The following is a 23,742-nucleotide window of genomic DNA, read 5'->3' on the forward strand; positions in this document are numbered from 1 at the left end:
TTGGCCTCCAGCGCTTATCCAGCAAGCGCAATCAGCTATCAAAAGAGGAGTTTCGGCATGCATCATGGCAAGGGCAGCAATGCCGCCAGCGTCTGCAGCGTGTCCGCCTCGTCCACCGGCTTGTCCTCGCGCCAGCGCAGCATGCGCGGGAAGCGCACGGCGATGCCGCTTTTGTGTCGGCTGCTGCGCGCGATGCCCTCGAAGCCCAGCTCGAACACCAGCGTGGGCCGCACGCTGCGCACGGGGCCGAAGCTCTCCACCGTGGTCTTGCGGATGATGGCGTCCACGCGCGCCATTTCGGCATCGGTGAGGCCCGAATACGCCTTGGCGAAGGGCACGAGCGTGCGGCCTTCTTCCCCGGGCGGGCCGCTCCACACGGCGAAGGTGTAGTCGCTGTAGAGGCTGGCGCGCCGCCCATGGCCGCGCTGCGCGTAGATGAGCACGGCATCGACGCTCAGGGGGTCGATCTTCCATTTCCACCAGGTGCCCACGTCCTTGGTGCGGCCCACGCCGTAGCGCGCGGCGCGGCCCTTGAGCATCATGCCCTCCACGCCGCGTTCGCGCGCGGCCTCGCGCTGGCATGCGAGGTCGGCCCAATCGGCGCCCATGAGTACGGGGCTGGCGATGAGCGCGGGGTGGGCCGCGCGGGCGACCAGCGCATCCAGCCGCGCGCGGCGCGCCTGCAGGGGCAGGCCGCGCAGGTCCTCGCCGCCTTCTTCCAGCAGGTCGTAGGCCAGCAGCGCGACGGGCAGCTCGCGCAGGATCTTGGGGCCGAGGGTCTTGCGGCCGATGCGCTTTTGCAGGTCGGCGAAGGGGCGGGCACGTTCGCCGTGCCAGACGACGATCTCGCCGTCGATCACCGTGCCCGCGGACAGGGCCTCCATGCCCATGGCCTGGAGTTCGGGGAAGCGGTCGCTCACCAGCTCCTCTCCGCGCGTCCAGAGCCATGCACCGCCTTCGTCGCCCGCGCCGCGGCGCACGAGCTGGGCGCGGATGCCGTCCCATTTCCATTCCACGATCCAGTCCGCGGGCGGGCCGAGCGCGTCATCGAAACGGTCCACGGGCAGCGCCAGGGGATGGGCGAGGAAGAACGGGTACGGATGGCCCTGCAGGGCCGCGCCGTCTTCCTCGAGCGACACGAGGCGCAGGTAGTCCGCCGCGCCGGGCTGCGCGCCCACGCCGGTGTAGCCCATGAGGCGCTGCGCGATGCGCTTGGCATCCACCCCGCTCACCGCCGCGAGCGCCTGCGTGACCTGCAGGCGCGACACGCCCACGCGGAATGCACCCGTGATGAGCTTGAAATAGACCAGCCGCTCCTCGGGCGCCAGGCGCTGCCACTGCGTGCGCAGGCGCTCGGCCTGGGTGTCGGGCGAGAGGCCGCGCAGCGGCAGCAGGTGTTCGCGCATCCACTGCGCCAGGCCCAGCGGCGGCGCCTCGGCGACGGGCGGGGGCAGCAGCAGCGCGATGGTTTCGGCGAGGTCGCCCACGGCTTCGTAGCTTTCGTCGAACAGCCATTCGGGCAGCCCCGCCGCCTCGCGCGCCACGGCGCGCAGCCATTTGGTGGGCACGAGCTGGCGCGGCTTGCCGCCCGCGAGGAAGTACACGGCCCAGGCGGCGTCCTCGGGCGGTGCATGCTGCAGGTAGCCGCGCAGCGCGGCCTGCTTGGCGAGGCTGGAGGTGCTGGCGTCCAGCGCCTGGTAGAGCGCGGCGAAGGCTTTCATGGCGGGGGTTCCGCAGGCGCGGCGGCGTCGGCAGGCCCTTCGTCCTCGTCGCCGTATTCGGTGCGGAACGCCTGCGCGTCGAGCCCCTGCTCGCGCAGCCAGCGCACCATGACGGCCACGCTGCCGTGGGTGACGAACACCTGCCCGGCCCCCGTGGCGGCGATGGCGGCCTGCAGCCCCGGCCAGTCGGCATGGTCGGAGAGCACGAAGCCCCGGTCCACCCCGCGCCGCCGGCGCGTGCCGCGCAGCCGCATCCAGCCGCTGGCGAAGGCGTCCGCATGGCGCGGAAAGCGGCGCATCCACGGCGTGCCCTGAGCCGAGGGCGGCGCGAGCACCAGCGCCTGGCGCAGCGTGGCGGCGTCCAGCCCCGCGTCGGTGGCGTGGCGCGTGGGCGGCAGCGCCACGCCCGCGGCGCGGTAGGCGGCGTTGAGCGGCTCCACCGCGCCATGCACGAGGATCGGGCCGATGCCCGCATCCACCCCTTGCAGGATGCGCTGCGCCTTGCCGAAGGCGTAGCAGAACAGCACGGAGGGCCGTCCCTCGGCGGCATTGGCCTGCCACCAGGCGTTCACCTCGGCCCACAGCGCGGCCTGTTCGGGCCAGCGGTAGATGGGCAGGCCGAAGGTGGATTCGGTGATGAAGGTGTCGCAGCGCACCGGCTCGAACGGCGCGCAGGTGCCGTCGGCGTCGAGCTTGTAGTCGCCCGAGGCGACCCAGACGCGCCCGCCGTGCTCCATGCGCACCTGCGCCGATCCGAGCACGTGGCCGGCCGGGTGCAGCGAGATGCGCACGCCCCGGTGCTCGATGGCCGCCCCGTAGGGCAGGGTCTGCAAAGTGATGTCATCCCCCAGGCGCGCGCGCAGCACGCCGGCGCTGTCCTCGTGCGCGAGGTAGTGCGCATGGCCGCGCCGCGCGTGGTCGCCGTGCGCGTGGGTGATGACCGCGCGCTCCACGGGGCGCCAGGGGTCGATGTAGAAATCGCCGGGCGGGCAATACAGGCCCTCGGGCCGGGCCACGACCAGGTCGGTGGGATTCGCCATGGCCCATGCTAGGGCGGGCCGGCTCGCCGCCGCGTCGGACGCCGCCGCGGCACGGGCGAAAAAAGCCGCCCTGAAGGCGGCTGGCTGGCATCCCTGGAAGGGAATCAGCGCTTCTGGCGGTACTTGCGCAGCGCGGCGATCTGGGCGGCCATGACGGCCAGCTCGGACTGTGCCTTGGCCAGGTCGATCTCGCTCCTGGCGTTCTTGAGGGCCTCCTCGGCGGACGCCTTGGCTTCCTCGGCCTTCTGGTCGTCCAGGTCCTTGCCGCGGATGGCGGTGTCGGACAGCACGGTCACGCGGTCGGGCTGCACTTCGAGGATGCCGCCGGCCACGAAGACGAATTCCTCGTTGCCGTCGGCCATCTCGATGCGCACCGAGCCGGGCTTGATGCGGGTGATCAGCGGCGTGTGCTTGGGCAGGATGCCCAGCTCGCCCGCCTCGCCGGGCAGCGCGACGAAGCGCGCCTCGCCGGAGAAGATGGACTCTTCGGCACTGACCACGTCGACGTGGATGGTGTTCATCTTTGCTCCTTGCAAAAGGGGATGGGCAAGCCTTTCAGAACCGGGGCCGGCGGGCGTCGTGGACGGCCGGCCCTGCGGTCATCAGGCCACCTTCTTCGCCTTTTCGAAGGCTTCGTCGATGGTGCCGACCATGTAGAACGCCTGCTCGGGCAGGTGGTCGCATTCGCCGGCCACGATCATCTTGAAGCCGCGGATGGTCTCGGCCAGCGAGACGTACTTGCCGGGCGAGCCCGTGAACACTTCGGCCACGTGGAACGGCTGCGACAGGAAGCGCTGGATCTTGCGGGCGCGGGCCACGGCCAGCTTGTCTTCGGGTGCCAGTTCGTCCATGCCCAGGATGGCGATGATGTCGCGCAGTTCCTTGTAGCGCTGCAGCGTGCCCTGCACGTCGCGGGCCACCTTGTAGTGCTCTTCACCGACGACCTGCGGGTCGAGCTGGCGGCTGGTGGAGTCCAGCGGGTCCACGGCGGGGTAGATACCCAGCGAAGCGATGTCGCGCGACAGCACCACGGTGGAGTCCAAGTGGGCGAAGGTCGTGGCGGGCGAGGGGTCGGTCAAGTCGTCCGCGGGCACGTACACGGCCTGGATCGAGGTGATCGAGCCGACCTTGGTGGAGGTGATGCGCTCTTGCAGGCGGCCCATTTCCTCGGCCAGCGTCGGCTGGTAGCCCACGGCGGAGGGCATGCGGCCCAGCAGGGCGGACACTTCGGTACCGGCCAGCGTGTAGCGGTAGATGTTGTCCACGAAGAACAGCACGTCGCGGCCTTCGTCGCGGAACGACTCGGCGATGGTCAGGCCGGTCAGGGCCACGCGCAGACGGTTGCCCGGGGGCTCGTTCATCTGGCCGTAGACCATGGCCACCTTGGACTCGCCCAGGTTCTCCAGGTTCACGACGCCGGAGTCGGCCATCTCGTGGTAGAAGTCGTTGCCCTCGCGGGTACGCTCGCCCACGCCGGCGAACACGGACAGACCCGAGTGCGCCTTGGCGATGTTGTTGATGAGCTCCATCATGTTCACGGTCTTGCCCACGCCGGCGCCGCCGAACAGGCCCACCTTGCCGCCCTTGGCGAACGGGCAGACCAGGTCGATCACCTTGATGCCGGTTTCGAGCAGCTCCTGCGAGGGGCTCAGCTCGTCATAAGCGGGCGCCTTGCGGTGGATGGAAGCCGTGAGGGCCTGGTCCACGGGGCCGCGCTCGTCGATGGGGTTGCCCAGCACGTCCATGATGCGGCCCAGGGTGGCCTTGCCCACGGGCACGGTGATGGGGGCTGCGGTGTTGGTGACCATCAGGCCGCGCTTCAGACCGTCGGACGAGCCGAGGGCGATGGTACGCACCACGCCGTCGCCGAGCTGCTGCTGCACTTCCAGCGTCAGGGCCGAGCCTTCGAGCTTGAGGGCGTCGTACACCTTTGGCATCTGGTCGCGCGGGAACTCCACGTCCACCACGGCGCCGATACATTGAACAATCTTGCCTTGCACTTGAGCCATTTTTTGCTCCAGAAATTTGTGAAACCGGTTAGACGGCTGCCGCACCCGCGACGATCTCCGAAAGTTCCTTCGTGATCGCGGCTTGGCGCGTCTTGTTGTAGACCAGCTTGAGCTCGTTGATGACGTTGCCCGCGTTGTCGGTGGCGGCCTTCATGGCCACCATGCGCGCCGACTGCTCCGAGGCCATGTTCTCGGCCACGGCCTGGTAGATCAGCGACTCGACGTAGCGCACGAGCAGCTCGTCGATCACGGTCTGCGCATCGGGCTCGTAGATGTAGTCCCAGCCGTGCTCGGTCTTCTCGGCCTGCATCTTCTCGGACGAGAGGGGCAGCAACTGCTCCACCACCGATTCCTGCTTCATGGTGTTGATGAACTTGGTGTACGAGAGGTACACCGCGTTGATCTTGCCTTCGGCGTAAGCGTCGAGCAGCACCTTGACGGGGCCGATGAGCTTCTCGAGATGCGGCGTGTCGCCCAGGCCCGTGACGTGCGAGACCACCTTGGCGCCGACGCGGTTCAGGAAGCCCAGGCCCTTGTTGCCGATGGCCACCGCCTGCGTTTCCACGCCAGCCGACTGCAACTCGCGCAGCTTGGCCGTCACGGCGCGCAGCACGTTGGTGTTCATGCCGCCGCACAGCCCCTTGTCCGTCGTCACCACGATGACGCCCGCCGCCTTCGCGTCGTTCGTCTTCATGAAGGGATGGACGTACTCGGGGTTGGCATGGCCGAGGTTGGCGGCGATGTTGCGCACCTTCTCCGCGTACGGACGGGCCGCACGCATGCGATCCTGCGCCTTGCGCATCTTGGACGCGGCCACCATTTCCATGGCCTTGGTGATCTTCTTGGTGTTCTCCACCGATTTGATCTTGCCGCGTATTTCCTTGCCTGCTGCCATGATGGCTCCTCGTCCGGTTTAAACGAACGACTTCTTGAACGCCGTGATGGCTTGCGTCAGCTCGGCCTCGTCCTTGCCTTCCTTGTCGAACGCACGGCTCTTCTCCAGGCGCTCCAGCAGGGCGGCATGGCTGGTCTTGAGGAACTGGTGCAGGCCGGACTCGAAGGACAGGACCTTCTTCACGTCCACGTCGTCCAGGAAGCCCTTGTTCACGGCGAACAGCGTCGCACCCATCAGGCTGACGGGCAGCGGGCTGTACTGCGCCTGCTTGAGCAGTTCGGTCACACGCGCGCCGCGGTCGAGCTGCTTGCGGGTGGCTTCGTCCAGGTCGGAGGCGAACTGCGCGAAGGCAGCCAGTTCACGGTACTGCGCCAGGTCGGTACGGATACCGCCGGACAGGCCCTTGATGATCTTCGTCTGTGCCGACGAACCCACGCGCGACACCGAGATACCAGCGTTGATGGCGGGGCGGATACCGGCGTTGAACAGGCTGGTCTCCAGGAAGATCTGGCCGTCGGTGATCGAGATCACGTTGGTCGGAACGAACGCGGACACGTCGCCGGCTTGCGTCTCGATGATCGGCAGCGCGGTCAGCGAGCCGGTCTTGCCCTTGACCTCGCCCTTGGTGAAGGCTTCGACGTAGTCGGCGTTGACGCGGGCGGCACGCTCCAGCAGGCGGCTGTGCAGGTAGAACACGTCGCCAGGGTAGGCTTCGCGGCCCGGCGGGCGGCGCAGCAGCAGAGAGACCTGGCGGTAGGCCACGGCCTGCTTGGACAGGTCGTCATAGACGATCAGCGCGTCTTCGCCGCGGTCGCGGAAGTATTCGCCCATCGTGCAGCCGGAGTAGGCCGACACGTACTGCATGGCGGCGGACTCGGAAGCCGAGGCGGCCACCACGATGGTGTAGTCCATGGCGCCGGCCTGTTCCAGGGCGCGCACCACGTTCTTGATCGACGAAGCCTTCTGGCCGATGGCGACGTAGATACACGTCACGCCCTGGCCCTTCTGGTTGATGATGGCGTCGATGGCCACGGCCGTCTTGCCGGTCTGGCGGTCGCCGATGATCAGCTCGCGCTGGCCGCGGCCGATCGGCACCATGGAGTCGATGGACTTCAGGCCGGTCTGCAGCGGCTGGTCCACGGACTGGCGTGCGATCACGCCGGGAGCGACCTTCTCGATCACGTCCGTCATCTTGGCGTTGATCGGACCCTTGCCGTCGATCGGCTGGCCCAGGGCGTTCACCACGCGGCCGATCAGTTCGGGGCCGACGGGCACTTCCAGGATGCGGCCCGTGCACTTGACGGTGTCGCCTTCGGAGATGTGCTCGTACTCGCCCAGAATCACGGCGCCGACGGAGTCGCGCTCGAGGTTCAGCGCCAGGCCGTAGGTGGGCTGGCCGTCCGCCGTGGCGGGGAATTCCAGCATTTCGCCCTGCATCACGTCGGACAGGCCATGCACGCGCACGATACCGTCCGTCACGGACACCACGGTGCCCTGGTTGCGGATGTCGCTGCTGGCTGCCAGCCCTTCGATGCGGCTCTTGATCAGTTCAGAAATTTCTGCGGGATTGAGTTGCATGACTCTTTCCTTCTTTCTTTAAATAGCCGAAACCTCCAGCCGCTCAGGCCGTGAGGGCCGCTTTCATTTGTTCCAGACGGGCCTTGACGGAAGTGTCGAGCACCTCATCGCCCACCACCACGCGCACGCCGCCGATCAGCGTCTCGTCCTGTTGCACGGAGAGATTGAGCTTGCGGCCGAAGCGCTTTTGCAGCGTGATGCCGAGGTCGGCCAACGCTTGCGCATCCAGCGGGAAGGCGCTGTACACCACGGCATCCGAGGAGCCGTTGCTGCGATTGACCAGTGCGCGAAATTGGGCCGCGATTTCGGGCAGCGCCTGCACGCGGCCGTTGTCGATCACGGTGCGCAGGAAGTTCTGGGCCAGATCGGGCAACGCCGAGCGGGCCACGCCCGCGATGACGTCGAACACCTGGTTCGTCGTCACCTTCGGGTTGTCTGCCAGCTGGCGCAATTGGGGATTGGCGGCAATCGCCGCCAGCTCGTCCACCCAGGCTGCGGCGCCGTTCAGGTCAGCACCGGCTTTGTCGGTGCAGGCCTTGTACAGCGCCTCGGCGTAAGGGCGGGCAATGGTGGCGAGTTCTGCCATTGGATGCTCCCTTACAGCTCGGTCTTCAGGCGGTTCAGCAGATCGGCATGGACACCGGCATTGACTTCCTTGCGGAGAATCTGCTCGGCGCCCTTGACGGCCAGCGCGGCCACCTGCTCGCGCAGGGCTTCGCGGGCGGTGACCGCCTGCTGCTCGGCCTCGGCGCGGGCGGCGGCGACAATCTTGTTGCCTTCGTCGGTGGCGCGTGCCTTGGCCTCTTCGATGATGGCCTGCGCGCGGCGCTCGGCATCGGCCAGGCGCGTCGCGGTTTCGTTGCTGGCGGCGGCCAGTTCCTGCTTCACGCGCTGGTCGGCAGCGGCGAGCTCGGTCTTGGCACGGTCGGCAGCGGCGAGACCATCGGCGATTTTCTGGGCTCGTTCATCCAGCGCCTTCGCGATCGGGGGCCACACGAACTTCATCGTGAACAGCACCAGGATCAGGAAGACGATGGCCTGAACGAACAGGGTCGCGTTGATACTCACGGCAACACCTTTCTATTCGTTGGCGTTGATCGGAGTGCTTAGGCCAGGACGAAGGGGTTGGCGAAAGCGAACAGCAGGGCGATGGCCACGCCAATCAGGAAGGCGGCGTCGATCAGACCGGCCAAGATGAACATCTTGGTTTGGAGTTCGTTGATCAGCTCGGGCTGGCGAGCGGACGATTCCAGGAACTTGCCGCCCATCAGAGCGATACCGATCGAAGCGCCGATAGCGCCGAGACCCACGATCAGACCACAAGCCAGAGCGACGAGACCGAGAATGTTTTCCATGATGACTCCTAGAGATGAAAAGAAAGGTTGGAAAGGAAAAGGAAAGGATCAGTGAGCTTCATGCGCCTGGCCGAGGTAGATCAGCGTCAGCATCATGAAAATGAAGGCCTGCAGGGTGATGATCAGAATGTGGAAGATCGCCCAGATAGAGCCCGCAATGATGTGCCCCACGGGGAGCAACACACCAGAGAGCGACATAGCCGCCGCGCCGCCCATCAGGGCGATCAGCATGAACACCAACTCACCAGCGTACATGTTGCCGAACAGTCGCATGCCATGCGAGACCGTCTTGGCAACGTATTCGATGATCTGCATGAGCAGATTGACCACACCCAGGATCAGGGCGAAGACGGGATTCTTGCTGGTGCCGAAAGGCGCCGTCACCAGTTCATGGGCCCAACCGCCCACGCCCTTGATCTTGATGCTGTACACGAAGCACAGGATTAGCACTGCGGTGGACAGGCCCAGAGTGGTGGAGAGGTCGGCAGTGGGCACCACGCGCAGGTAGGCATGGTGGTCGCCGGTTGCGCCTTGCCAGAGCACCGGCAGCAGGTCGACGGGCAGCAGGTCCATGGCGTTCATCAGGAAGATCCAGACGAACACCGTGAGCGCCAGGGGTGCGATGAATTGGCGGCTCTGGGCGTTGTGGATGTTGGCCTTGGCCTGGTTGTCCACCATTTCCACGAGCATTTCCACGGCGGCCTGGAAACGGCCCGGCACGCCGGAGGTGGCCTTGCGCGCAGCCAGCCACATGAGGAACAAACCCAGCACGCCCAGAGTCACACTGACCGCAATGGAATCGAAATTGACCACCGAGAAGTCAATGATGGACTTCTGCTTGATGTTCTGAAGATGCTGCAGGTGGTGAACGATGTATTCACTTGCAGTCGGGGCGTTCGCATCTGCGGCCATCGGACAACTCTTCTCTCAAATATCAATCGGTTCGTCGGACACCGGGCCGCGCCAGCAGCGCGATCCAGTACGTTTTCATCGTCACCACCATGCCGACCAGCAGCGCCAGCCAGCTCAGCCCCGGCACCAGCCGGGGCGCCGCCGCCAACATGGCGACGGTCAACACAATCTTGACCAGCTCCCACCCGAAGAGCCCGGCCATGGCCGCCCCTGCGGATGCACGCTTGCGTGCCATGCCCCGCGCGAACAGCGCCGCGGGAATCACCACCGCCAAGGCGCCGTATCCGGCGGACCAGGCCACCTGCACCCGCCCTGTCAGCAACCATGCCAACAGCGCGACCAGCACACCCACCCCTGCCTGGCTCCCGACGATGCGCCAGACCGACACGGCCGGGTGGCGACTGCGCCACTCCTGGGCCTCTTGCGCGGTCAGGGGCTTGAAGTCGGGATCTTCGGCCTCAGCTTCTGTCCCGAGGGCGTCTGTTTTCATGCGCGAAGATTGCCTGTGCGGCAGACCAAAACTTTCACAAAGCCCTTGATTATAAGTAAAAACCCCGGGCAATCCACAAGCCCCCGCTGCGTGCTGCCATCGGGGGCCGGCCTGCGCCATTGTGGCGGCAGACCAACGCGGCCGGAAATCAAGCTTACCTTTGGCAGGCATACCATCGCGATTCATCCCCATCGCGATCGCGCCGCGCGACAGAAGAAAGACCTGAAATGACCACACCCGCCACCCCGGATCCGCGCAAGGATTCGCTGATCGAGTACCCCTCGCGCTTCCCCATCAAGGTGATGGGCGCCAAGGTCGACGGGTTCGTGCACGCGGTGACCGAGGTGGCGCGCCGCTTCGACCCAGGCTTCGACGCTTCCACCATCGAGCTGCGCGACAGCCGCGCCGGCAACTACCTCGGCGTCACGATCACCATCACAGCCACCAGCCGCGAGCAGCTCGACGATCTGTATCGCGCACTGTCGTCGCATCCCATGGTCAAGGTCGTGCTCTGAACGCCATGGAGCTGCGCATGCTCGGGCGCGTGCCCTACGACGCGACCCTGGAGGCCATGCGGCGCTTCACCGAGGAGCGCACGCAGGAGACGCCCGACACGCTCTGGATCTGCGAACACCCGCCTGTGTTCACGCAAGGCCTGGCGGGCAAGGACGGCCACATCCTGCAGCCCGGCGGCATCCCCGTGGTGCACACCAACCGCGGCGGCCAGGTCACGCACCACGGCCCCGGGCAGGTCGTGGCCTACCCGCTCGTGGACCTGCGGCGCGCGGGCTACTACGTCAAGGAATACGTCTACCGCCTCGAAGAGGCCGTGATCCGCACGCTGGCGCACTTCGGCGTGACGGGCCACCGCGTGGCGGGTGCGCCTGGCATCTACGTGCGTCTGGACGACCCGTTCGAGCACGCCCTCCTGCCCCAGCGGCCGCAGCAGCGCGATGCCGCCGCCCCGCCTTCTCCGCCCGACTTCACCGGCCTGGGCAAGATCGCCGCGCTGGGCATTAAGGTCACGCGCCACTGCACCTACCACGGCGTGGCGCTCAACGTGGCCATGGACCTGGAACCCTTCTCCCGTATCAACCCTTGCGGTTACGCAGGCCTTCCGACGGTGGACCTTTCTACAATCGGCGCACGAACCACCTGGGACGAAGCCGCCGCGGTACTGGGCCAACAGCTCTGCACGCGCCTCGCGCCCTGACTTTCCCCGCAGCCATGAGCACTCCCGAAGTCGTGCGCGAAGCGCAACCCCCGAGGCCTACAACCCGCTGGCCAAGCAAAAGGCCGCGGCCAAGCTTTCGCGCATTCCGATCAAGGTCGAGCAGGGCGAAGTGCTCAAGAAGCCCGAGTGGATCCGCGTGAAGGCGGGCAGCCCCACCACGCGCTTCTACGAGATCAAGCAGATCCTGCGCGAGAGCAACTTGCACACGGTGTGCGAGGAAGCGAGCTGCCCCAACATCGGCGAATGCTTCGGCAAGGGCACGGCCACGTTCATGATCATGGGCGACAAGTGCACGCGCCGCTGCCCGTTCTGCGACGTGGGACACGGCCGCCCCGACCCGCTGGACAAGGACGAGCCACTGAACCTGGCGAAGACCATCGCCAAGCTGCGCCTGAAGTACGTGGTGATCACCAGCGTGGACCGCGACGACCTGCGCGACGGCGGCTCGGGCCACTTCGTGGAGTGCATCCAGCGCACGCGCGAACTCTCGCCCGCCACGCAGATCGAGATCCTCGTACCCGACTTCCGCGGCCGCGACGACCGCGCGCTGGAGATCCTCAAAGCCGCGCCGCCGGACGTGATGAACCACAACCTGGAGACCATCCCGCGCCTCTACAAGGAAGCGCGCCCCGGATCGGACTACCAGTTCAGCCTGAACCTGCTGAAAAAGTTCAAGGCCCTGCACCCCAAGGTGCCGACCAAGAGCGGCATCATGGTCGGCCTGGGCGAGACCGACGAGGAGATCCTGCAGGTGATGCGCGACATGCGCGCGCACGACATCGACATGCTGACCATCGGCCAGTACCTCGCGCCCAGCAACAGCCACCTGCCGGTGCGCCGCTACGTGCACCCCGACACGTTCAAGATGTTCGAGGAAGAGGCGTACAAGATGGGCTTCTCGCACGCCGCCGTGGGCGCGATGGTGCGCTCCAGCTACCACGCCGACCAGCAGGCGCACGCCGCCGGCGTTTAAAGCAAAATCTGGCTCTAGCGCTTATCCAGAAAACACGAACAGCTATTAATTCAATAGCCAACTATCCCAGCGCGCCGAAACCGCGATGTCCCTGGCTACTGCGCGACCCATCCCAAGTGCGCCATGCAACCCTTGTGAATATCCTCCCGGGCACGTCTGGCATCCAACACGGCTCTGATGGCCGCCCCCTGAGCCGCACCCTGGGCAAATGATTGCACCGGGTTGACGGTCGGAGTCACGGTAGCACTGTAGCTGCCGTTACTGATGCCTCGACTGCCATAGGTGGTGCTGTTGCCGTTCACGTAGTAGCCGGCTGGCACCGCGGGAGCCACCGCCATTTGCGGCATCGGGGCAGTTCCCTGGACAACCTGTTGGCAGTACCCGTTGTCGATTGCCAAGCGCTGTTCATGCAGCGCGGGATTGCCGCTGTAGCCTGGATGGCGCCACTGGTTAGTGGCACAGGCGCCCAGGCTCAGGGCCAATGCCAGACTGCCGGCCATCTTTGCTCGAATCATGAAGAGTCCCCCTCGAAAGTAAATGGGCGATAAGGCGTCTACCTGCTACGGATTGCTCCATGGCATCGCAGCGCTTTTCCAACCATAGTTGGAAGACGAGCGTAGCACTTTCCTCTGAAATTTCCAACGATAGTTGGAGAGTTCATTGGATATTGCAATTGCGTTCGGAAGCGTCTTGCGCCAGCTTCGAAAAGAGGCAGGCTTGACGCAAGAGCAGTTGGGCTTCGAGGCCGAGTTGGAGCGCAACTACATCAGCATGCTGGAGCTGGGGCAGCGACAGCCCACTTTGACAACGCTGTTCAAACTGGCGGCAGCCTTGAAAACCCCGCCTTCGAACATCGTGTCGCTGCTGGAGAAATCGGGTGTAGTGCTTCGCAGTAACGATGTTCCTTAGCAGCTTCGCGGAGAATTTCAAGACGAATCGGAGCCTAGCGCCTATTCAGCAAGCGCGAACAGCTATTTATTCAGTAGCACCCCAACCAGCCAGTACCAGCTTGCCCATGGTGTGGCCCGATTCGATGCGCCGGTGCGCCTCGCGCAGGTGGGCGGCGTCGATGGGCCCGAGCACCTCGCGCAGCGTGCCGCGCAGGGCGCCGGCGTCGATGCGGCGCGCCACCTCGGCCAGCAGGGCGTGCTGCGCGGCCATGTCGGGCGTGCGGTACATGCTGCGCGCGAACATCATTTCCCACACGAAGCCCTGGCTCTTGCCGTGCAGCGGCCGCAGGTCGAGCGGCGCGGTGTTCTCCACGATGCCGCAGGCCAGGCCCTGCGGGCGCAGCAGCGCGGGGATGCGGGGAAAGTGCGCGTCGGTGTCGGACAGCAGCAGCAGGTGATCGACCTCGCCCACGCCCAGCGCGTCGAGTTGCGCGCGCAGGTCCTGGCGGTGGTCCACCACGTGGGCGGCGCCCAGCTCGCGCACCCAGGCCTGCGATTCGGGGCGCGAAGCGGTGCCGATCACGGTGAGCCCGGCGCTCGCGGCGAGTTGCACGGCTATCGAGCCCACGCCGCCACCTGCGCCGATGACGAGGATGCTCTGCCCGCGCTGCGGACTATCGGCGGCGGGAGTGCTCTCCAGCCCCAGGCGGTCGAACAGCGCCTCCCACGCGGTGATGGCCGTAAGCGGCAGCGCCGCCGCCTGGGCGAAGTCCAGCGAGCGGGGCTTGGGGCCCACGATGCGCTCGTCCACCAGCGTGAATTGCGCGTTGCTGCCGGGTCGCGTGATGTCGCCCGCGAAGTAGACGGCATCCCCCACGGCGAAGCGCGTCACGGCGCTGCCCACGGCCACCACGGTGCCCGCCGCGTCCCAGCCCAGCACGCGGGGCTGCGCGGGCGTGGGCGACTGCTGGCCGCGCACCTTGGCGTCCACGGGGTTGACCGAGACGGCCTCCACGCGCACCAGCAGGTCGTGCGCGCCGGGTTCGGGCACGGGCAGGATGAGGTCGATCAGGGCTTCGGGATGGGCTATGGGCAGGTACTGACGCAGGCCGATGGCCTTCATGGTGGTGGTCATGGGTTTCTCCAAAAAAACGATGAACGCTGGGACTATAGGCAGCCATCCCCGCTTGAAAAACGGCTTCAAAATTGAAGCATCCACAAATATTTTTTGAAATCATGCTGCACCTGCAAGATGCCCGCCTGTTCGCCCGCGTGGCCGCCACGGGTTCGTTCAGCGAGGCCGCGCGCCAGCTCGACCTGACGCCGGCCGCCGTGAGCGCCACGCTCAAGAAGCTCGAAGCGCTTTTGAGCGCGCGGCTGCTGGAGCGCAGCACCCGTTCGCTGCGCCTGACGGCCGAGGGCACGCAGTTCCTCGACACCTGCGAGCGCCTGCTGGCCGTGTGGGCCGAGGGCGAGGCGCAGCGCGCCGCGGGCGGCCTGCAGGGCGTGGTGCAGCTCGCGGCGCCGAGCGATCTGGCGCAGGTCTGGCTCACGCCCTGGCTGCCCGCGTTCGCGCGCGAGCACCCGCAGGTGCAGGTGGTGCTGCACGCGAGCGACACGGTGCAGGCACTGCCGCGCGAGGGGCTGGACCTGGCGCTGCGCTACGGCGCGCTGGCCGATTCCAGCCTCGCCGCCCGGCGCCTGTGCGCCAACCCCCGCGTGCTGGTGGCCAGCCCCGAATATGTGCGCGAACACGGCATGCCGCAATCACCCGCCGACCTGGAGCGCCACCCGTGCCTGACCTACTTCCTGAAGGGGCGGCGCCACGCGCAATGGCGCTTCAGCCGCGCCGGGCGCGTGGTGCAAGTGAAGGTGGACGGGCCGCTCGCCACCTCCAACGGCACGATGGTGCGGCAGTGGGCGCTGGCGGGCGAGGGCATCGCCTACAAGAGCCGCATCGACGTGCTGCCCGACCTGCGCGCCGGGCGCCTCGTGCCGCTGCTGGCGGACTGGACGCCCGAGGAGGTGCCGCTGCACGCCGTGCTGCTGTCGCACAAGCGGGTGCCGCAGCGCGTGCGCGCGTTGCTGGACTTCCTGGCGGCGCGCTTCGCCGCGCTGGAAGATGATGAAGGAATATGAATCGAATCGGCCTCTATCGCTTATCCATCAAGCGCCAGAAGCTATCGAAACAATAGTGCTCGTCAGGAGGTCAGCAGTGCCGCCGGATCGTCGCTGTCCAGCACCTGCTGCGCCCAGTCGGCGAGCTTGCGCGTGTCGGCGCGCAGCACTTCCTGCTTGACGGCGAGGATCTGCGCCGGCTGCATCGAGAAGCTGCGCAGGCCCAGGCCCAGCAGCAGGCGCGTCATGGCCACGTCGCCCGCCATCTCGCCGCACACGCTCACGCTCTTGCCCTGGCGGGCCCCTGCCGCGATCACATCGGCCACCAGGCGCAGCACGGCGGGGTGCAGCGGGTCGTACAGGTGGGCCACCGCCTCGTCGGCGCGGTCGATGGCCAGCGAATACTGGATCAGGTCGTTGGTGCCGATGGAGAGGAAGTCGAAGTGGCGCAGGAACTCGCGCACGATGAGCGCCGCGGCCGGCACCTCGATCATGGCGCCCACCTCCACCGGACCGTAGGCCGCGCCGCGCGCGTCCAGCTCGGCGCGCGCCTGGTCGAGCTGCGCCAGCGTCTGGCGGATCTCGCCCGCATGCGCCAGCATGGGAAAGAGCAGCTTGACCTTGCCGTGCCCCGCGGCGCGCAGCACGGCGCGCAGCTGGGTGCGGAACATGGCCGGTTCGGCCAGGCTCCAGCGGATGGCGCGCAGGCCCAGCGCGGGGTTGAGCGAGCTGTCCTTGTGGCCCTTGTCCAGCGGCTTGTCGGCACCCACGTCCACCGTGCGGATGGTGACGGGCAGGCCCCGCATGCCCTCGACCGCCTCGCGGTAGGCGCGGTATTGCTCCTCCTCGTCGGGCAGGCGGCCCGCGCGGCCCATGAACAGGAATTCGCTGCGGAACAGGCCCACGCCCACGGCACCCACGCCCAGGGCGGCGGCAGCGTCGGCGGGCTGCTCGATGTTGGCCAGCAGCTCGATGGCCTGGGCGTCGAGCGTGACGGCCGGCGTGTGCAGCAGGCGGGCCAAACGCTCGCGCTCCAGCGCGATCTGGCGCTGGCGGAAGCGGTATTCGGCCAGGATGATGGGCGAGGGATCGACGATGACCACGCCAGCGTCGCCGTCGATGATGACCCAGTCGTCCTGGCGCACGAGCTGGCTGGCCCCGCGCGCGCCCACGACGGCCGGGATGTCCATGCTGCGCGCGACGATGGCCGTGTGGCTGGTCTTGCCGCCCACGTCGGTGACGAAGCCGGCGAACACGCTCTGCTTGAACTGCAGCATGTCGGCCGGCGAGAGGTCGTGCGCCACCAGCACCAGGGGCACCTCGGTGCTGCCCTCGGGCAGAAGCTCGGCCTGCAGGCCCTGCTCGGCGCGGCGCCGGGGGCTGGCGGGCGGCGGCCCTACGGGGCTGCCCACGCCCTTCATGTGGCGCAGGATGCGCTCGACCACCTGCTCCAGGTCGGCCTTGCGCTCGCGCAGGTAGTCGTCCTCCATTTCGTCGAACTGGCGGCTGATGATCTCCAGCTGCGTGGTCAGCGCCCATTCGGCGTTGTAGAGGCGGTCGCGGATCCAGTGCTTGACGCCGCTGACGAGCATCTCGTCCTGCAGCAGCATGAGGTGCACGTCCAGCAGCGCGGCCAGCTCATGCGGGGCATCGGGCGGCATGTCGGTCTGCAGGCGCTGCAGCTCGCCGATCACCGCGTTGCGGCCATTGCGGATGCGCAGGATCTCGGCCTCGACCTGGTCCTGCTCGATGAAGTAGTGCACCACCTCCATGCGGCTCGCGGCCGCCAGCACCGCACGCCCGATGGCGATGCCGCGTGCGACTGCCAGGCCGTGGACTGAGAAGGTCATCGCCAGAAGCCCTATTCGCCTTCGCCGAACTTGCCGTCGATCAGGGCCAGGAGCGCGTCCATCGCCTCCTGCTCCTGCGCGCCGTCGGTTTCTATCTCGACCTGCGCGCCCAGGCCCGCGGCCAGCATCATCACGCCCATGATGCTCTTGGCGTTGATGCGGCGGTCGCCGCGGCTCATCCAGACGTCGCAGGGGAAGCTGCCCGCCAGCTTGGTGAGCTTGGCGGAGGCGCGGGCATGCAGGCCCAGCTTATTGCTGATGGTGATGGTGTTCTTGATCATGGGATGCACGTCGGGTCTGGTTCTGCGGCGCGGCCACGGCCACCGGCATCACGCCCTGCGCGCCGCCGGCCAGCGCGCGCTCGGCCAGGGCTTCCAGCGGCTCGGCGCGGTAGCCCACGGCGCGCAGCAGCATGGGCAGGTTCACGCCCGCCACGAGGCGCGTGCGCACGCCGTCCACGAGGCGCTGGGCCACGTTGCACGGGGTGGCGCCGAACACGTCGGCCAGCACGAGGACGGAGGCGCCACCCTGCTGCTGCAGCAGGATGCGCGCGGCGGCCAGCGTCTCCTCCGGCGGCTCGTTCGGCGGCACGTCCAGCGCCAGCACGTCGGATGCGCAATCGGGAAACACGTGCAGCGCGCATTCGCGCAGCGCATGGGCCAGGGGGGCGTGGGCGATGAGGAGGAGGCGCGTGTTCATGGGCGGCAGCAATGGCCGCATTATGGCTGCAGCACCAGGGCGTCGAAGAAGGTGCCGGCCACCGCCTCTCCGCGCGTTCTGTGCGGCTCGCGCGTGTAGACCACCGCATGGTAGAGGCGTGCCTGCGTGCCTTCCAGCCGGGCGAACCACACCGCCTCGGCGGCCACGGCGCTGCCATCGGGCGCGCGCCCGCGCGCGGCCATGCGCACCGACTGCGGCAGGTCCAGCGCGCGGGCGGGAACGAAGCGCGCATGCGGCCCGTCGGGCGGTTCAGCCTGCATGCGCCCGCGCACCGCCGCGCGCCACACGTCCAGCGTGGCGCCGGCCTGGGACGGGTCGGCCAGCAGCAGGTGCGAGACCGCGAACGTGGCGCCGTCGGCCTCGCAGCCGGTCATGGCCAGCTCCACCGGGCCGCGCCCCAGGTCCACCGGGCGCGTGGCGTGTTCGGGCTTGCAGGGCAGGGAGAGGGTGAGGCCGGCCTCGGGGATGGACACGCTGCGCCAGTTCAGCGCGGGGCTGCAGGCGGCCAGCGCACAGGCGCTGGCGCTGGCGATGGCAAAGAAAAGGCGACGGAGCATGGCGCGGATTATTTCCCCGAACTTCCGCGCGCGGCGGCGATCCACCCTGCGGCACAATGGGCGCAGCATGCGCGCGAACGACGGGGAATCCAGGATATGCAAGTGAAGAAGTGGCTGGTAGCGGGCGCCGTGGCGGCATGTGCCGCCGTGGCGGCGGTGGTGGTGCTGGGCACCGGGGCGTCGGCCGCGCCGCAGTCCACCTTCGTATTGCTCGACGGCTCGCGCCAGACCACCCAGGATCTGCGCGGCAAGGTCGCGCTGGTGAACTTCTGGGCCACGAGCTGCACGACGTGCGTGGCGGAAATGCCCGAGATCGTCGCCACCTACGACAAGTTCAAGGACCGCGGCTTCGAAACCCTGGCCGTCGCCATGAGCTACGACCCGCCGAGCTACGTGGTGAACTTCACCGAGACGCGCAAGCTGCCGTTCAAGGTGGCCATCGACAACACCGGCGAAGTGGCCCGCGCCTGGGGCGATGTGAAGCTGACGCCCTCCACCTTCATCGTCAACAAGCGCGGGGAGATCGTGAAGAGCTTCGTGGGCGCCCCCGATTTCGCGGAGCTGCACAAGCTCATCGAGCGCCTGCTGGCCGAGGCCTGATCCCTCCTGCCGCCCCCAAAAGCAAAAGGCCGATTTCGTTAAGAAATCGGCCTTTTGCGCTTGACTGGCAAGCGCCAGCAGCTATTCAAACGATAGCGCCGGATCAGCGGTCGCGGTAGGCATCGTGGCAGGCCTTGCAGGAATTGGCCGCGGGGCCGAAGGCGGCCTTCAGGTTGTCCAGGTTGCCGGTCTTGGCCGCCGCGGCCAGTTTGGCGGACTCGGCCACGAGCTTGTCGGCATGCTCCTGGAACTTGGCCTGCTCGGTCCACACGCCGGCCTTGGCCTTGTGGGGGGCGCCCTTGTCCGTGCCCGGGCCGAAGCCGGCCCAGGGCAGGCTGGCCAGCGAGGCCACCACGTCGGCGTTCTGCTGCGCGGCCTTGGCGTCGAACGGCACGCGGCCGTTGGCCATGGCGCCCAGGCGCGAGAAATGCTGGCCCATGACGAACAGGGCGCCCTGGCGGTACTTGATGGCGTCCTCGGGCTTGGCGAACTGGGCCGCGGCGGGCAGCGACAGCAGCAGACCCGCCGAAGCGGCGGCGGCGAAGGCGATGGATTTCAGCGACATGGCGATGGCACCTTTCTTTTTCGTGGGGTTGAACGGCGCCAAGTATCCGCTGGCGCCGGTCCGGCGGGAGGCCAAGCACGGGCAATCTCGTCGGATATACCGCAAGGCGCCCTCTCTGCGGCCTGGGCAGAATATCCTGCAACGTCATTGCCTTTGCTGAAATCTGCCATGCAACACACGGTCCGTGTCTGGGATCTGCCCACCCGCCTGTTCCACTGGTCGCTGGCGGCCACCACCATCGCCCTGGTCGCCACCGCCAAGCTGGGCGGCAACGCCATGGAATGGCACCTGCGGCTGGGCTACGTGATGCTGGCGCTGCTGGTGTTCCGCCTGGTCTGGGGGCTGATGGGCGGGCGCTGGTCGCGCTTCGCGAGCTTTCTCTACTCCCCCACCCGCCTGTGGCGCTACCTGCGCGGCGGCGGGGAGGACGACGTGGGCCACTCCCCGCTGGGCGCGCTGTCGGTGTTCGCCCTGCTCGCCGTGCTGCTGCTGCAGGTAGGCAGCGGCCTGGTGAGCGATGACGAGATCGCCTTCGCCGGCCCGCTCACGCGCTTCGTCCCGGGCAGCGTGGTGGGGCAGGCCACGTGGTACCACAAGGACGTGGGCCAGTACCTGCTCTATGCCCTCGTCGGGCTGCACCTGCTGGCCATCCTGTTCTACGTGCTGGTGCGCAAGCGCACGCTGGTGCGCCCGATGCTGGGGGGCGACAAGCAATTGCCGCGGCCCGCATCGCCCTCGCGCGACGACATGGCCTCCCGCGCGGGCGCGGCCGTCGTGCTGGCGCTGAGCGGTGCGCTGGCCTGGTGGGTGTCGGGCCTGGGGGCTTTCTGACGCCCCTCCCGGAGCATGCGGCTACACTGACTCTTCATCGTCAGCCGAACACAACGCCACCAGTGGACCAGCCACCCGCCGTCACCCTGTTCATTCCCACCCAGCCGCATGAGATGGATGCGGTGCGCGCCATCTTCCAGGAATACGCCGACAGCCTGGACGTGGACCTGGCATTCCAGGACTTCGCCCAGGAGATGGCAGACCTGCCGGGCGACTATGCCGCGCCGCGCGGCCAGATCCTGCTGGCCGAGGTCGAAGGCAGCATCGCCGGCTGCTGCGCCCTGCGCCCCCTGGACTCCGCCGACTACCCCAACGCCAGCGAGATGAAGCGCCTGTACGTACGCAAGGCCTTCCGCGGCTTCGGGCTCGGCCGGCAGCTGGCCGAGGCCATCCTGGATGCGGCGCGCCAGGCCGGCTATGCCTGCGTGCTGCTGGACACGCTGGACGGCATGGAGTCGGCCCGCGCGCTCTATGCGGAGCTGAGTTTCGTGGAGATCCCGCCCTACTACCACAACCCCATCGCGGGCTCGCATTACCTGAAAGCCGACATTTCTTGAGCCTTTCAGGCCTCTAGCGCCCGTCCAGCAAGCGCAAGCAGCTCTCTTTTAGATAGCAAAACGCCACGCCTGCAGTGTGCAGGCGTGGCGTTTTGCGAAAGGGCGCAGCAGCTTTATGCGCGCGCCTGGGAGAGCAGCGTGGCTGCGTCGCTGACCTCGAACTTGCCGGGCGCCTCGACGTTGAGCGCCACCACCTTCCCGTCCTTCACGAGCATGGAATAGCGGTTGCTGCGCAGACCCAGGCCCTTGCCATTGAGGTCCAGCGTCAGGCCCGTGGCCTTGGCGAAGGCCGCGTCGCCATCGGCCAGCATGCGCACCTTGCCATCGGTCTTCTGGTCGCGAGCCCAGGCGCCCATCACGAAGGCGTCGTTCACCGACAGGCACCAGATCTCGTCAACCCCGACGGCCTTGAGCGCCTCGGCATTCTCGACATAGCCCGGCACGTGCTTGGCCGAGCAGGTCGGCGTGAAGGCGCCCGGCACGGCGAACAGGGCGATCGTCTTGCCCGCGGCGGCCTTCTGCGCGTCCACCGGGTTGGGGCCGATGCTGCAGCCGTTGCCTTCGACCTCCGAATATTCCATCAGCGTGATGGCGGGCAGGGTGTCGCCGACTTTGATCATGGGATGCTCCTTGTGCATGGATGAAAAAAAACGACCCACATTGTGGGTCGTTTCTCATGGCCCTGGCGGGAGGCCAGGTTTGCGCGGGTCTTAGACCAGCGCTGCCTTTTGCACCAGGCGCGTAGCGACCCAGTTCTTGGTCTTGGACAGCGGACGGCTTTCCGTGATCTCGATGGTGTCGCCCAGCTTGTACTCGCCATTTTCGTCATGGGCGTGGTACTTGCTCGACTTGATCATGATCTTGTCGTAGATCGGGTGCTTCACGCGGCGCTCGACCAGGACCGTCACGGTCTTGGCGCGCTTGTCGCTGACCACCTTGCCAACCAAGGTGCGCTTGAGGGATGTTTTAGCTTCCGTCATGTCGGCTCCTTACTTGGCGGCTTGCTTTTCAGCAAGAATGGTCTTGGCGCGCGCGATGTCGCGGCGCGTGGCGCGCAGCGTACCGGTATTGCCCAGTTGCTGCGTGGCCTTCTGCATGCGCAGGCCGAAATGGGCCTTTTGCAGCGACTTGATTTCGGCTTCGATGCCGGCCACGTCCTTTTGGCGGAGTTCAGCAGCTTTCGTCATGTTGATTCTCCTTAAGCGCCAATCTGACGGGCGACGAACGTGGTGCGCAGCGGCAGCTTGGCGGCAGCCAGGCGGAACGCTTCACGGGCCAGTTCTTCGGGCACGCCGACGATCTCGAACACGATCTTGCCGGGCTGGATCTCGGCCACGTAGTACTCGGGGTTGCCCTTGCCGTTACCCATACGCACTTCTGCGGGCTTGGTGGAGATCGGCTTGTCGGGGAACACACGGATCCAGATGCGGCCGCCGCGCTTGACGTGGCGGGAGATCGCACGGCGTGCGGCCTCGATCTGGCGGGCCGTCAGACGGCCACGGTCCGTGCACTTCAGACCGAAGTCACCGAAAGCCACCGAATTGCCACGCGTGGCGACGCCGGTGTTGCGGCCTTTTTGCTCCTTGCGGAACTTGCGGCGAGCAGGTTGCAGCATGTTTATTCTCCTTTGCCGTCCGCTGCTGTAGCGGGCGCGTCAGTCTTGCGAACGCGCTTAACGGCGGTTGCGTCGGCGCCACCGGCGCCAGCGGGCTTGTCGCTGCCATCGGCAGGAGCGGCATTGCCACCCATCGGACGGCGTGCACCACCACGGCCTGCGCGGTCGCCAGGGCGGCCATCGCGGCGGGGGCCACGGGGACGGCGCTCTTCTTCAGGGCGCGGCGTCTCGGCAGCAGGCAGGTCGTTGCGGCCCAGCGTGTCGCCCTTGTAGACCCACACCTTCACGCCGATCACACCGTAGGTGGTCTTGGCTTCGGAGGTGCCGTAGTCGATGTCGGCGCGCAGGGTGTGCAGCGGCACGCGGCCTTCGCGGTACCACTCGGTACGTGCGATTTCGATGCCGTTCAGGCGGCCCGACGACATGATCTTGATGCCCTGCGCGCCCAGGCGCATCGCGTTCTGCATGGCGCGCTTCATGGCGCGGCGGAACATGATGCGCTTTTCGAGCTGCTGGGTGATCGAGTCGGCGATCAGCTTGGCATCGATTTCGGGCTTGCGCACTTCCTCGATGTTCACCGCGACCGGCACGCCCAGGCGGGTGGCGAGTTCCTTCTTCAGGTTCTCGATGTCCTCGCCCTTCTTGCCGATCACGACGCCCGGACGTGCCGAGTAGATCGTGATGCGGGCGTTCTTGGCAGGGCGCTCGATCAGCACGCGCGACACGGCGGCGTTCTTGAGCTTGGCCTTCAGGTACTCGCGCACCTTGATGTCTTCGGCCAGCATGCCGGCGAAGTCACGGTTGCTCGCGTACCAGCGGCTGGCCCAGTTGCGGCTCACAGCAAGGCGGAAGCCGGTAGGATGGATTTTCTGTCCCATATTCTTCCCTTTGGCCTCAGTTGCCCACGGTCACGTAGATGTGGCAGGTCGGCTTGCTGATGCGGTTGCCGCGGCCCTTGGCGCGCGCGGTGAAGCGCTTGAGCGTGGTGCCCTGCTCGACGAAGATGGTCTTGACCTTCAGCTCGTCGATATCGGCGCCGTCGTTGTGCTCGGCGTTGGCGATGGCGGACTCCAGCACCTTCTTGACGATCACGGCAGCTTTTTTCTGCGTGAAAGCCAGGATGTTCAGGGCTTGATCCACCTTCTTGCCGCGGATCAGATCCGCGACCAGGCGACCCTTGTCAACCGACAAGCGGACGCCACGGAGGACTGCACGTGTTTCAGACATGGTCG

The 23,742-nt window shown here is 67.0% G+C and carries 31 protein-coding genes and 1 pseudogene; 8 read left to right on the forward strand and 24 right to left on the reverse strand.

Annotated elements, in window-relative coordinates; genetic code table 11:
- Positions 1-62 precede the first annotated feature (62 nt).
- The 11 genes from AAG689_RS20145 to AAG689_RS20195 all read right to left on the reverse strand — a co-directional run bounded on the left by AAG689_RS20145 (position 63) and on the right by AAG689_RS20195 (position 10,000).
- On the reverse strand, positions 63-1,721 hold the full coding sequence (locus AAG689_RS20145) for an ATP-dependent DNA ligase (RefSeq protein WP_406623483.1): 1,659 nt from the start codon (positions 1,719-1,721) through the stop codon (positions 63-65).
- Positions 1,718-2,761, reverse strand: a complete 1,044-nt coding sequence (locus tag AAG689_RS20150; protein ID WP_406623484.1) for a ligase-associated DNA damage response exonuclease — start codon at positions 2,759-2,761, stop codon at positions 1,718-1,720. The genes AAG689_RS20145 and AAG689_RS20150 overlap by 4 nt, the downstream gene beginning before the upstream one ends.
- Before the next feature lie 104 nt (positions 2,762-2,865).
- Complete coding sequence (locus tag AAG689_RS20155; RefSeq protein ID WP_406623485.1) at positions 2,866-3,282, reverse strand: F0F1 ATP synthase subunit epsilon; 417 nt, start codon at positions 3,280-3,282, stop codon at positions 2,866-2,868.
- Between the two features lie 81 nt (positions 3,283-3,363).
- Entirely contained in the window at positions 3,364-4,770 is a 1,407-nt protein-coding gene (gene atpD / locus AAG689_RS20160; RefSeq protein WP_024001136.1) for a F0F1 ATP synthase subunit beta, read from the reverse strand.
- A gap of 28 nt (positions 4,771-4,798) precedes the next feature.
- A complete protein-coding gene (atpG, locus tag AAG689_RS20165; protein WP_020227851.1) occupies positions 4,799-5,665 on the reverse strand; it encodes a F0F1 ATP synthase subunit gamma in 867 nt (288 codons plus the stop codon).
- An 18-nt stretch (positions 5,666-5,683) separates the two neighbouring features.
- Complete coding sequence (gene atpA, locus AAG689_RS20170) at positions 5,684-7,243, reverse strand: F0F1 ATP synthase subunit alpha (RefSeq protein WP_406623486.1); 1,560 nt, start codon at positions 7,241-7,243, stop codon at positions 5,684-5,686.
- Positions 7,244-7,286: 43 nt separating this feature from the next.
- Positions 7,287-7,829: a F0F1 ATP synthase subunit delta gene (locus AAG689_RS20175; RefSeq protein WP_406623487.1), complete on the reverse strand. Its 543-nt coding sequence runs from the start codon at positions 7,827-7,829 to the stop codon at positions 7,287-7,289.
- A gap of 11 nt (positions 7,830-7,840) precedes the next feature.
- On the reverse strand, positions 7,841-8,311 hold the full coding sequence (locus AAG689_RS20180; RefSeq protein ID WP_020227848.1) for a F0F1 ATP synthase subunit B: 471 nt from the start codon (positions 8,309-8,311) through the stop codon (positions 7,841-7,843).
- 38 nt (positions 8,312-8,349) lie between these two features.
- Entirely contained in the window at positions 8,350-8,598 is a 249-nt protein-coding gene (atpE, locus tag AAG689_RS20185) for a F0F1 ATP synthase subunit C (protein WP_011803767.1), read from the reverse strand.
- A gap of 48 nt (positions 8,599-8,646) precedes the next feature.
- Positions 8,647-9,510 (reverse strand): F0F1 ATP synthase subunit A, encoded by an 864-nt coding sequence (gene atpB, locus AAG689_RS20190; protein WP_020227847.1) that lies wholly within the window; start codon positions 9,508-9,510, stop codon positions 8,647-8,649.
- Between the two features lie 22 nt (positions 9,511-9,532).
- Complete coding sequence (locus tag AAG689_RS20195) at positions 9,533-10,000, reverse strand: ATP synthase subunit I (protein ID WP_406623488.1); 468 nt, start codon at positions 9,998-10,000, stop codon at positions 9,533-9,535.
- Between the two features lie 227 nt (positions 10,001-10,227).
- On the opposite strand from AAG689_RS20195, the gene AAG689_RS20200 reads away from it, so the two are divergent.
- The 3 genes and pseudogenes from AAG689_RS20200 (at position 10,228) to lipA (ending at position 12,207) form a co-directional block, all read left to right on the forward strand.
- Positions 10,228-10,515 (forward strand): YbeD family protein, encoded by a 288-nt coding sequence (locus AAG689_RS20200; protein ID WP_020227845.1) that lies wholly within the window; start codon positions 10,228-10,230, stop codon positions 10,513-10,515.
- A gap of 5 nt (positions 10,516-10,520) precedes the next feature.
- Positions 10,521-11,213: a lipoyl(octanoyl) transferase LipB gene (lipB, locus tag AAG689_RS20205; RefSeq protein WP_406623489.1), complete on the forward strand. Its 693-nt coding sequence runs from the start codon at positions 10,521-10,523 to the stop codon at positions 11,211-11,213.
- A gap of 14 nt (positions 11,214-11,227) precedes the next feature.
- Positions 11,228-12,207, forward strand: a pseudogene (gene lipA / locus AAG689_RS20210) (lipoyl synthase).
- A 95-nt stretch (positions 12,208-12,302) separates the two neighbouring features.
- Here lipA and AAG689_RS20215 read toward each other — a convergent pair.
- The gene (locus tag AAG689_RS20215) at positions 12,303-12,722 is read right to left on the reverse strand and encodes a hypothetical protein (RefSeq protein WP_406623490.1); all 420 of its coding nucleotides are present in this window, start codon (positions 12,720-12,722) and stop codon (positions 12,303-12,305) included.
- 145 nt (positions 12,723-12,867) lie between these two features.
- On the opposite strand from AAG689_RS20215, the gene AAG689_RS20220 reads away from it, so the two are divergent.
- A complete protein-coding gene (locus AAG689_RS20220; protein ID WP_406623491.1) occupies positions 12,868-13,116 on the forward strand; it encodes a helix-turn-helix domain-containing protein in 249 nt (82 codons plus the stop codon).
- Positions 13,117-13,182: 66 nt separating this feature from the next.
- Here AAG689_RS20220 and AAG689_RS20225 read toward each other — a convergent pair whose 3' ends face one another.
- Positions 13,183-14,220, reverse strand: coding sequence for a zinc-binding alcohol dehydrogenase family protein (locus AAG689_RS20225; RefSeq protein WP_406626379.1), 1,038 nt, complete (start codon positions 14,218-14,220; stop codon positions 13,183-13,185).
- 113 nt (positions 14,221-14,333) lie between these two features.
- On the opposite strand from AAG689_RS20225, the gene AAG689_RS20230 reads away from it, so the two are divergent.
- Complete coding sequence (locus AAG689_RS20230; RefSeq protein ID WP_406623492.1) at positions 14,334-15,236, forward strand: LysR family transcriptional regulator; 903 nt, start codon at positions 14,334-14,336, stop codon at positions 15,234-15,236.
- A gap of 62 nt (positions 15,237-15,298) precedes the next feature.
- Here AAG689_RS20230 and ptsP read toward each other — a convergent pair whose 3' ends face one another.
- The 4 genes from ptsP to AAG689_RS20250 are packed head-to-tail and all read right to left on the reverse strand — an operon-like array spanning position 15,299 to position 18,342.
- Positions 15,299-17,065, reverse strand: coding sequence for a phosphoenolpyruvate--protein phosphotransferase (gene ptsP, locus AAG689_RS20235; protein ID WP_406623493.1), 1,767 nt, complete (start codon positions 17,063-17,065; stop codon positions 15,299-15,301).
- Between the two features lie 11 nt (positions 17,066-17,076).
- Entirely contained in the window at positions 17,077-17,346 is a 270-nt protein-coding gene (locus AAG689_RS20240) for an HPr family phosphocarrier protein (protein WP_406623494.1), read from the reverse strand.
- Positions 17,315-17,764, reverse strand: a complete 450-nt coding sequence (locus tag AAG689_RS20245) for a PTS sugar transporter subunit IIA (protein WP_406623495.1) — start codon at positions 17,762-17,764, stop codon at positions 17,315-17,317. Before AAG689_RS20245 ends, AAG689_RS20240 begins: the two co-directional genes overlap by 32 nt.
- A 20-nt stretch (positions 17,765-17,784) precedes the next feature.
- Entirely contained in the window at positions 17,785-18,342 is a 558-nt protein-coding gene (locus AAG689_RS20250) for a hypothetical protein (RefSeq protein ID WP_406623496.1), read from the reverse strand.
- Positions 18,343-18,438: 96 nt separating this feature from the next.
- Here AAG689_RS20250 and AAG689_RS20255 point away from each other — a divergent pair, with 96 nt between their 5' ends.
- Complete coding sequence (locus AAG689_RS20255) at positions 18,439-18,942, forward strand: TlpA disulfide reductase family protein (RefSeq protein WP_020227838.1); 504 nt, start codon at positions 18,439-18,441, stop codon at positions 18,940-18,942.
- A gap of 103 nt (positions 18,943-19,045) precedes the next feature.
- Here AAG689_RS20255 and AAG689_RS20260 read toward each other — a convergent pair whose 3' ends face one another.
- Entirely contained in the window at positions 19,046-19,507 is a 462-nt protein-coding gene (locus AAG689_RS20260; protein ID WP_406623497.1) for a c-type cytochrome, read from the reverse strand.
- 168 nt (positions 19,508-19,675) lie between these two features.
- Here AAG689_RS20260 and AAG689_RS20265 point away from each other — a divergent pair, with 168 nt between their 5' ends.
- Both AAG689_RS20265 and AAG689_RS20270 read left to right on the forward strand, forming a co-directional pair.
- Entirely contained in the window at positions 19,676-20,338 is a 663-nt protein-coding gene (locus AAG689_RS20265; RefSeq protein WP_406623498.1) for a cytochrome b/b6 domain-containing protein, read from the forward strand.
- Between the two features lie 113 nt (positions 20,339-20,451).
- Entirely contained in the window at positions 20,452-20,895 is a 444-nt protein-coding gene (locus AAG689_RS20270) for a GNAT family N-acetyltransferase (protein ID WP_406626380.1), read from the forward strand.
- Between the two features lie 113 nt (positions 20,896-21,008).
- Here the strand turns inward: AAG689_RS20270 and AAG689_RS20275 are convergent, their stop codons facing one another.
- The 6 genes from AAG689_RS20275 to rplV form a co-directional block, all read right to left on the reverse strand.
- Positions 21,009-21,515 carry a peroxiredoxin gene (locus AAG689_RS20275; protein WP_406623499.1) on the reverse strand — a complete coding sequence of 169 codons (507 nt, stop codon included), beginning with the start codon at positions 21,513-21,515 and terminating at the stop codon, positions 21,009-21,011.
- Between the two features lie 90 nt (positions 21,516-21,605).
- A complete protein-coding gene (gene rpsQ / locus AAG689_RS20280; protein ID WP_020229472.1) occupies positions 21,606-21,875 on the reverse strand; it encodes a 30S ribosomal protein S17 in 270 nt (89 codons plus the stop codon).
- Positions 21,876-21,884: 9 nt separating this feature from the next.
- Positions 21,885-22,082 (reverse strand): 50S ribosomal protein L29, encoded by a 198-nt coding sequence (rpmC, locus tag AAG689_RS20285; RefSeq protein WP_020229471.1) that lies wholly within the window; start codon positions 22,080-22,082, stop codon positions 21,885-21,887.
- 11 nt (positions 22,083-22,093) lie between these two features.
- Positions 22,094-22,510, reverse strand: coding sequence for a 50S ribosomal protein L16 (gene rplP, locus AAG689_RS20290; RefSeq protein ID WP_020229470.1), 417 nt, complete (start codon positions 22,508-22,510; stop codon positions 22,094-22,096).
- Positions 22,511-22,512: 2 nt separating this feature from the next.
- Positions 22,513-23,388: a 30S ribosomal protein S3 gene (rpsC, locus tag AAG689_RS20295; RefSeq protein ID WP_020229469.1), complete on the reverse strand. Its 876-nt coding sequence runs from the start codon at positions 23,386-23,388 to the stop codon at positions 22,513-22,515.
- 16 nt (positions 23,389-23,404) lie between these two features.
- On the reverse strand, positions 23,405-23,737 hold the full coding sequence (rplV, locus tag AAG689_RS20300) for a 50S ribosomal protein L22 (protein WP_020229468.1): 333 nt from the start codon (positions 23,735-23,737) through the stop codon (positions 23,405-23,407).
- Positions 23,738-23,742 lie beyond the last annotated feature (5 nt).

Source organism: Acidovorax sp. SDU_ACID1, from assembly GCF_045291395.1.
Taxonomy (GTDB): domain Bacteria; phylum Pseudomonadota; class Gammaproteobacteria; order Burkholderiales; family Burkholderiaceae_C; genus MR-S7.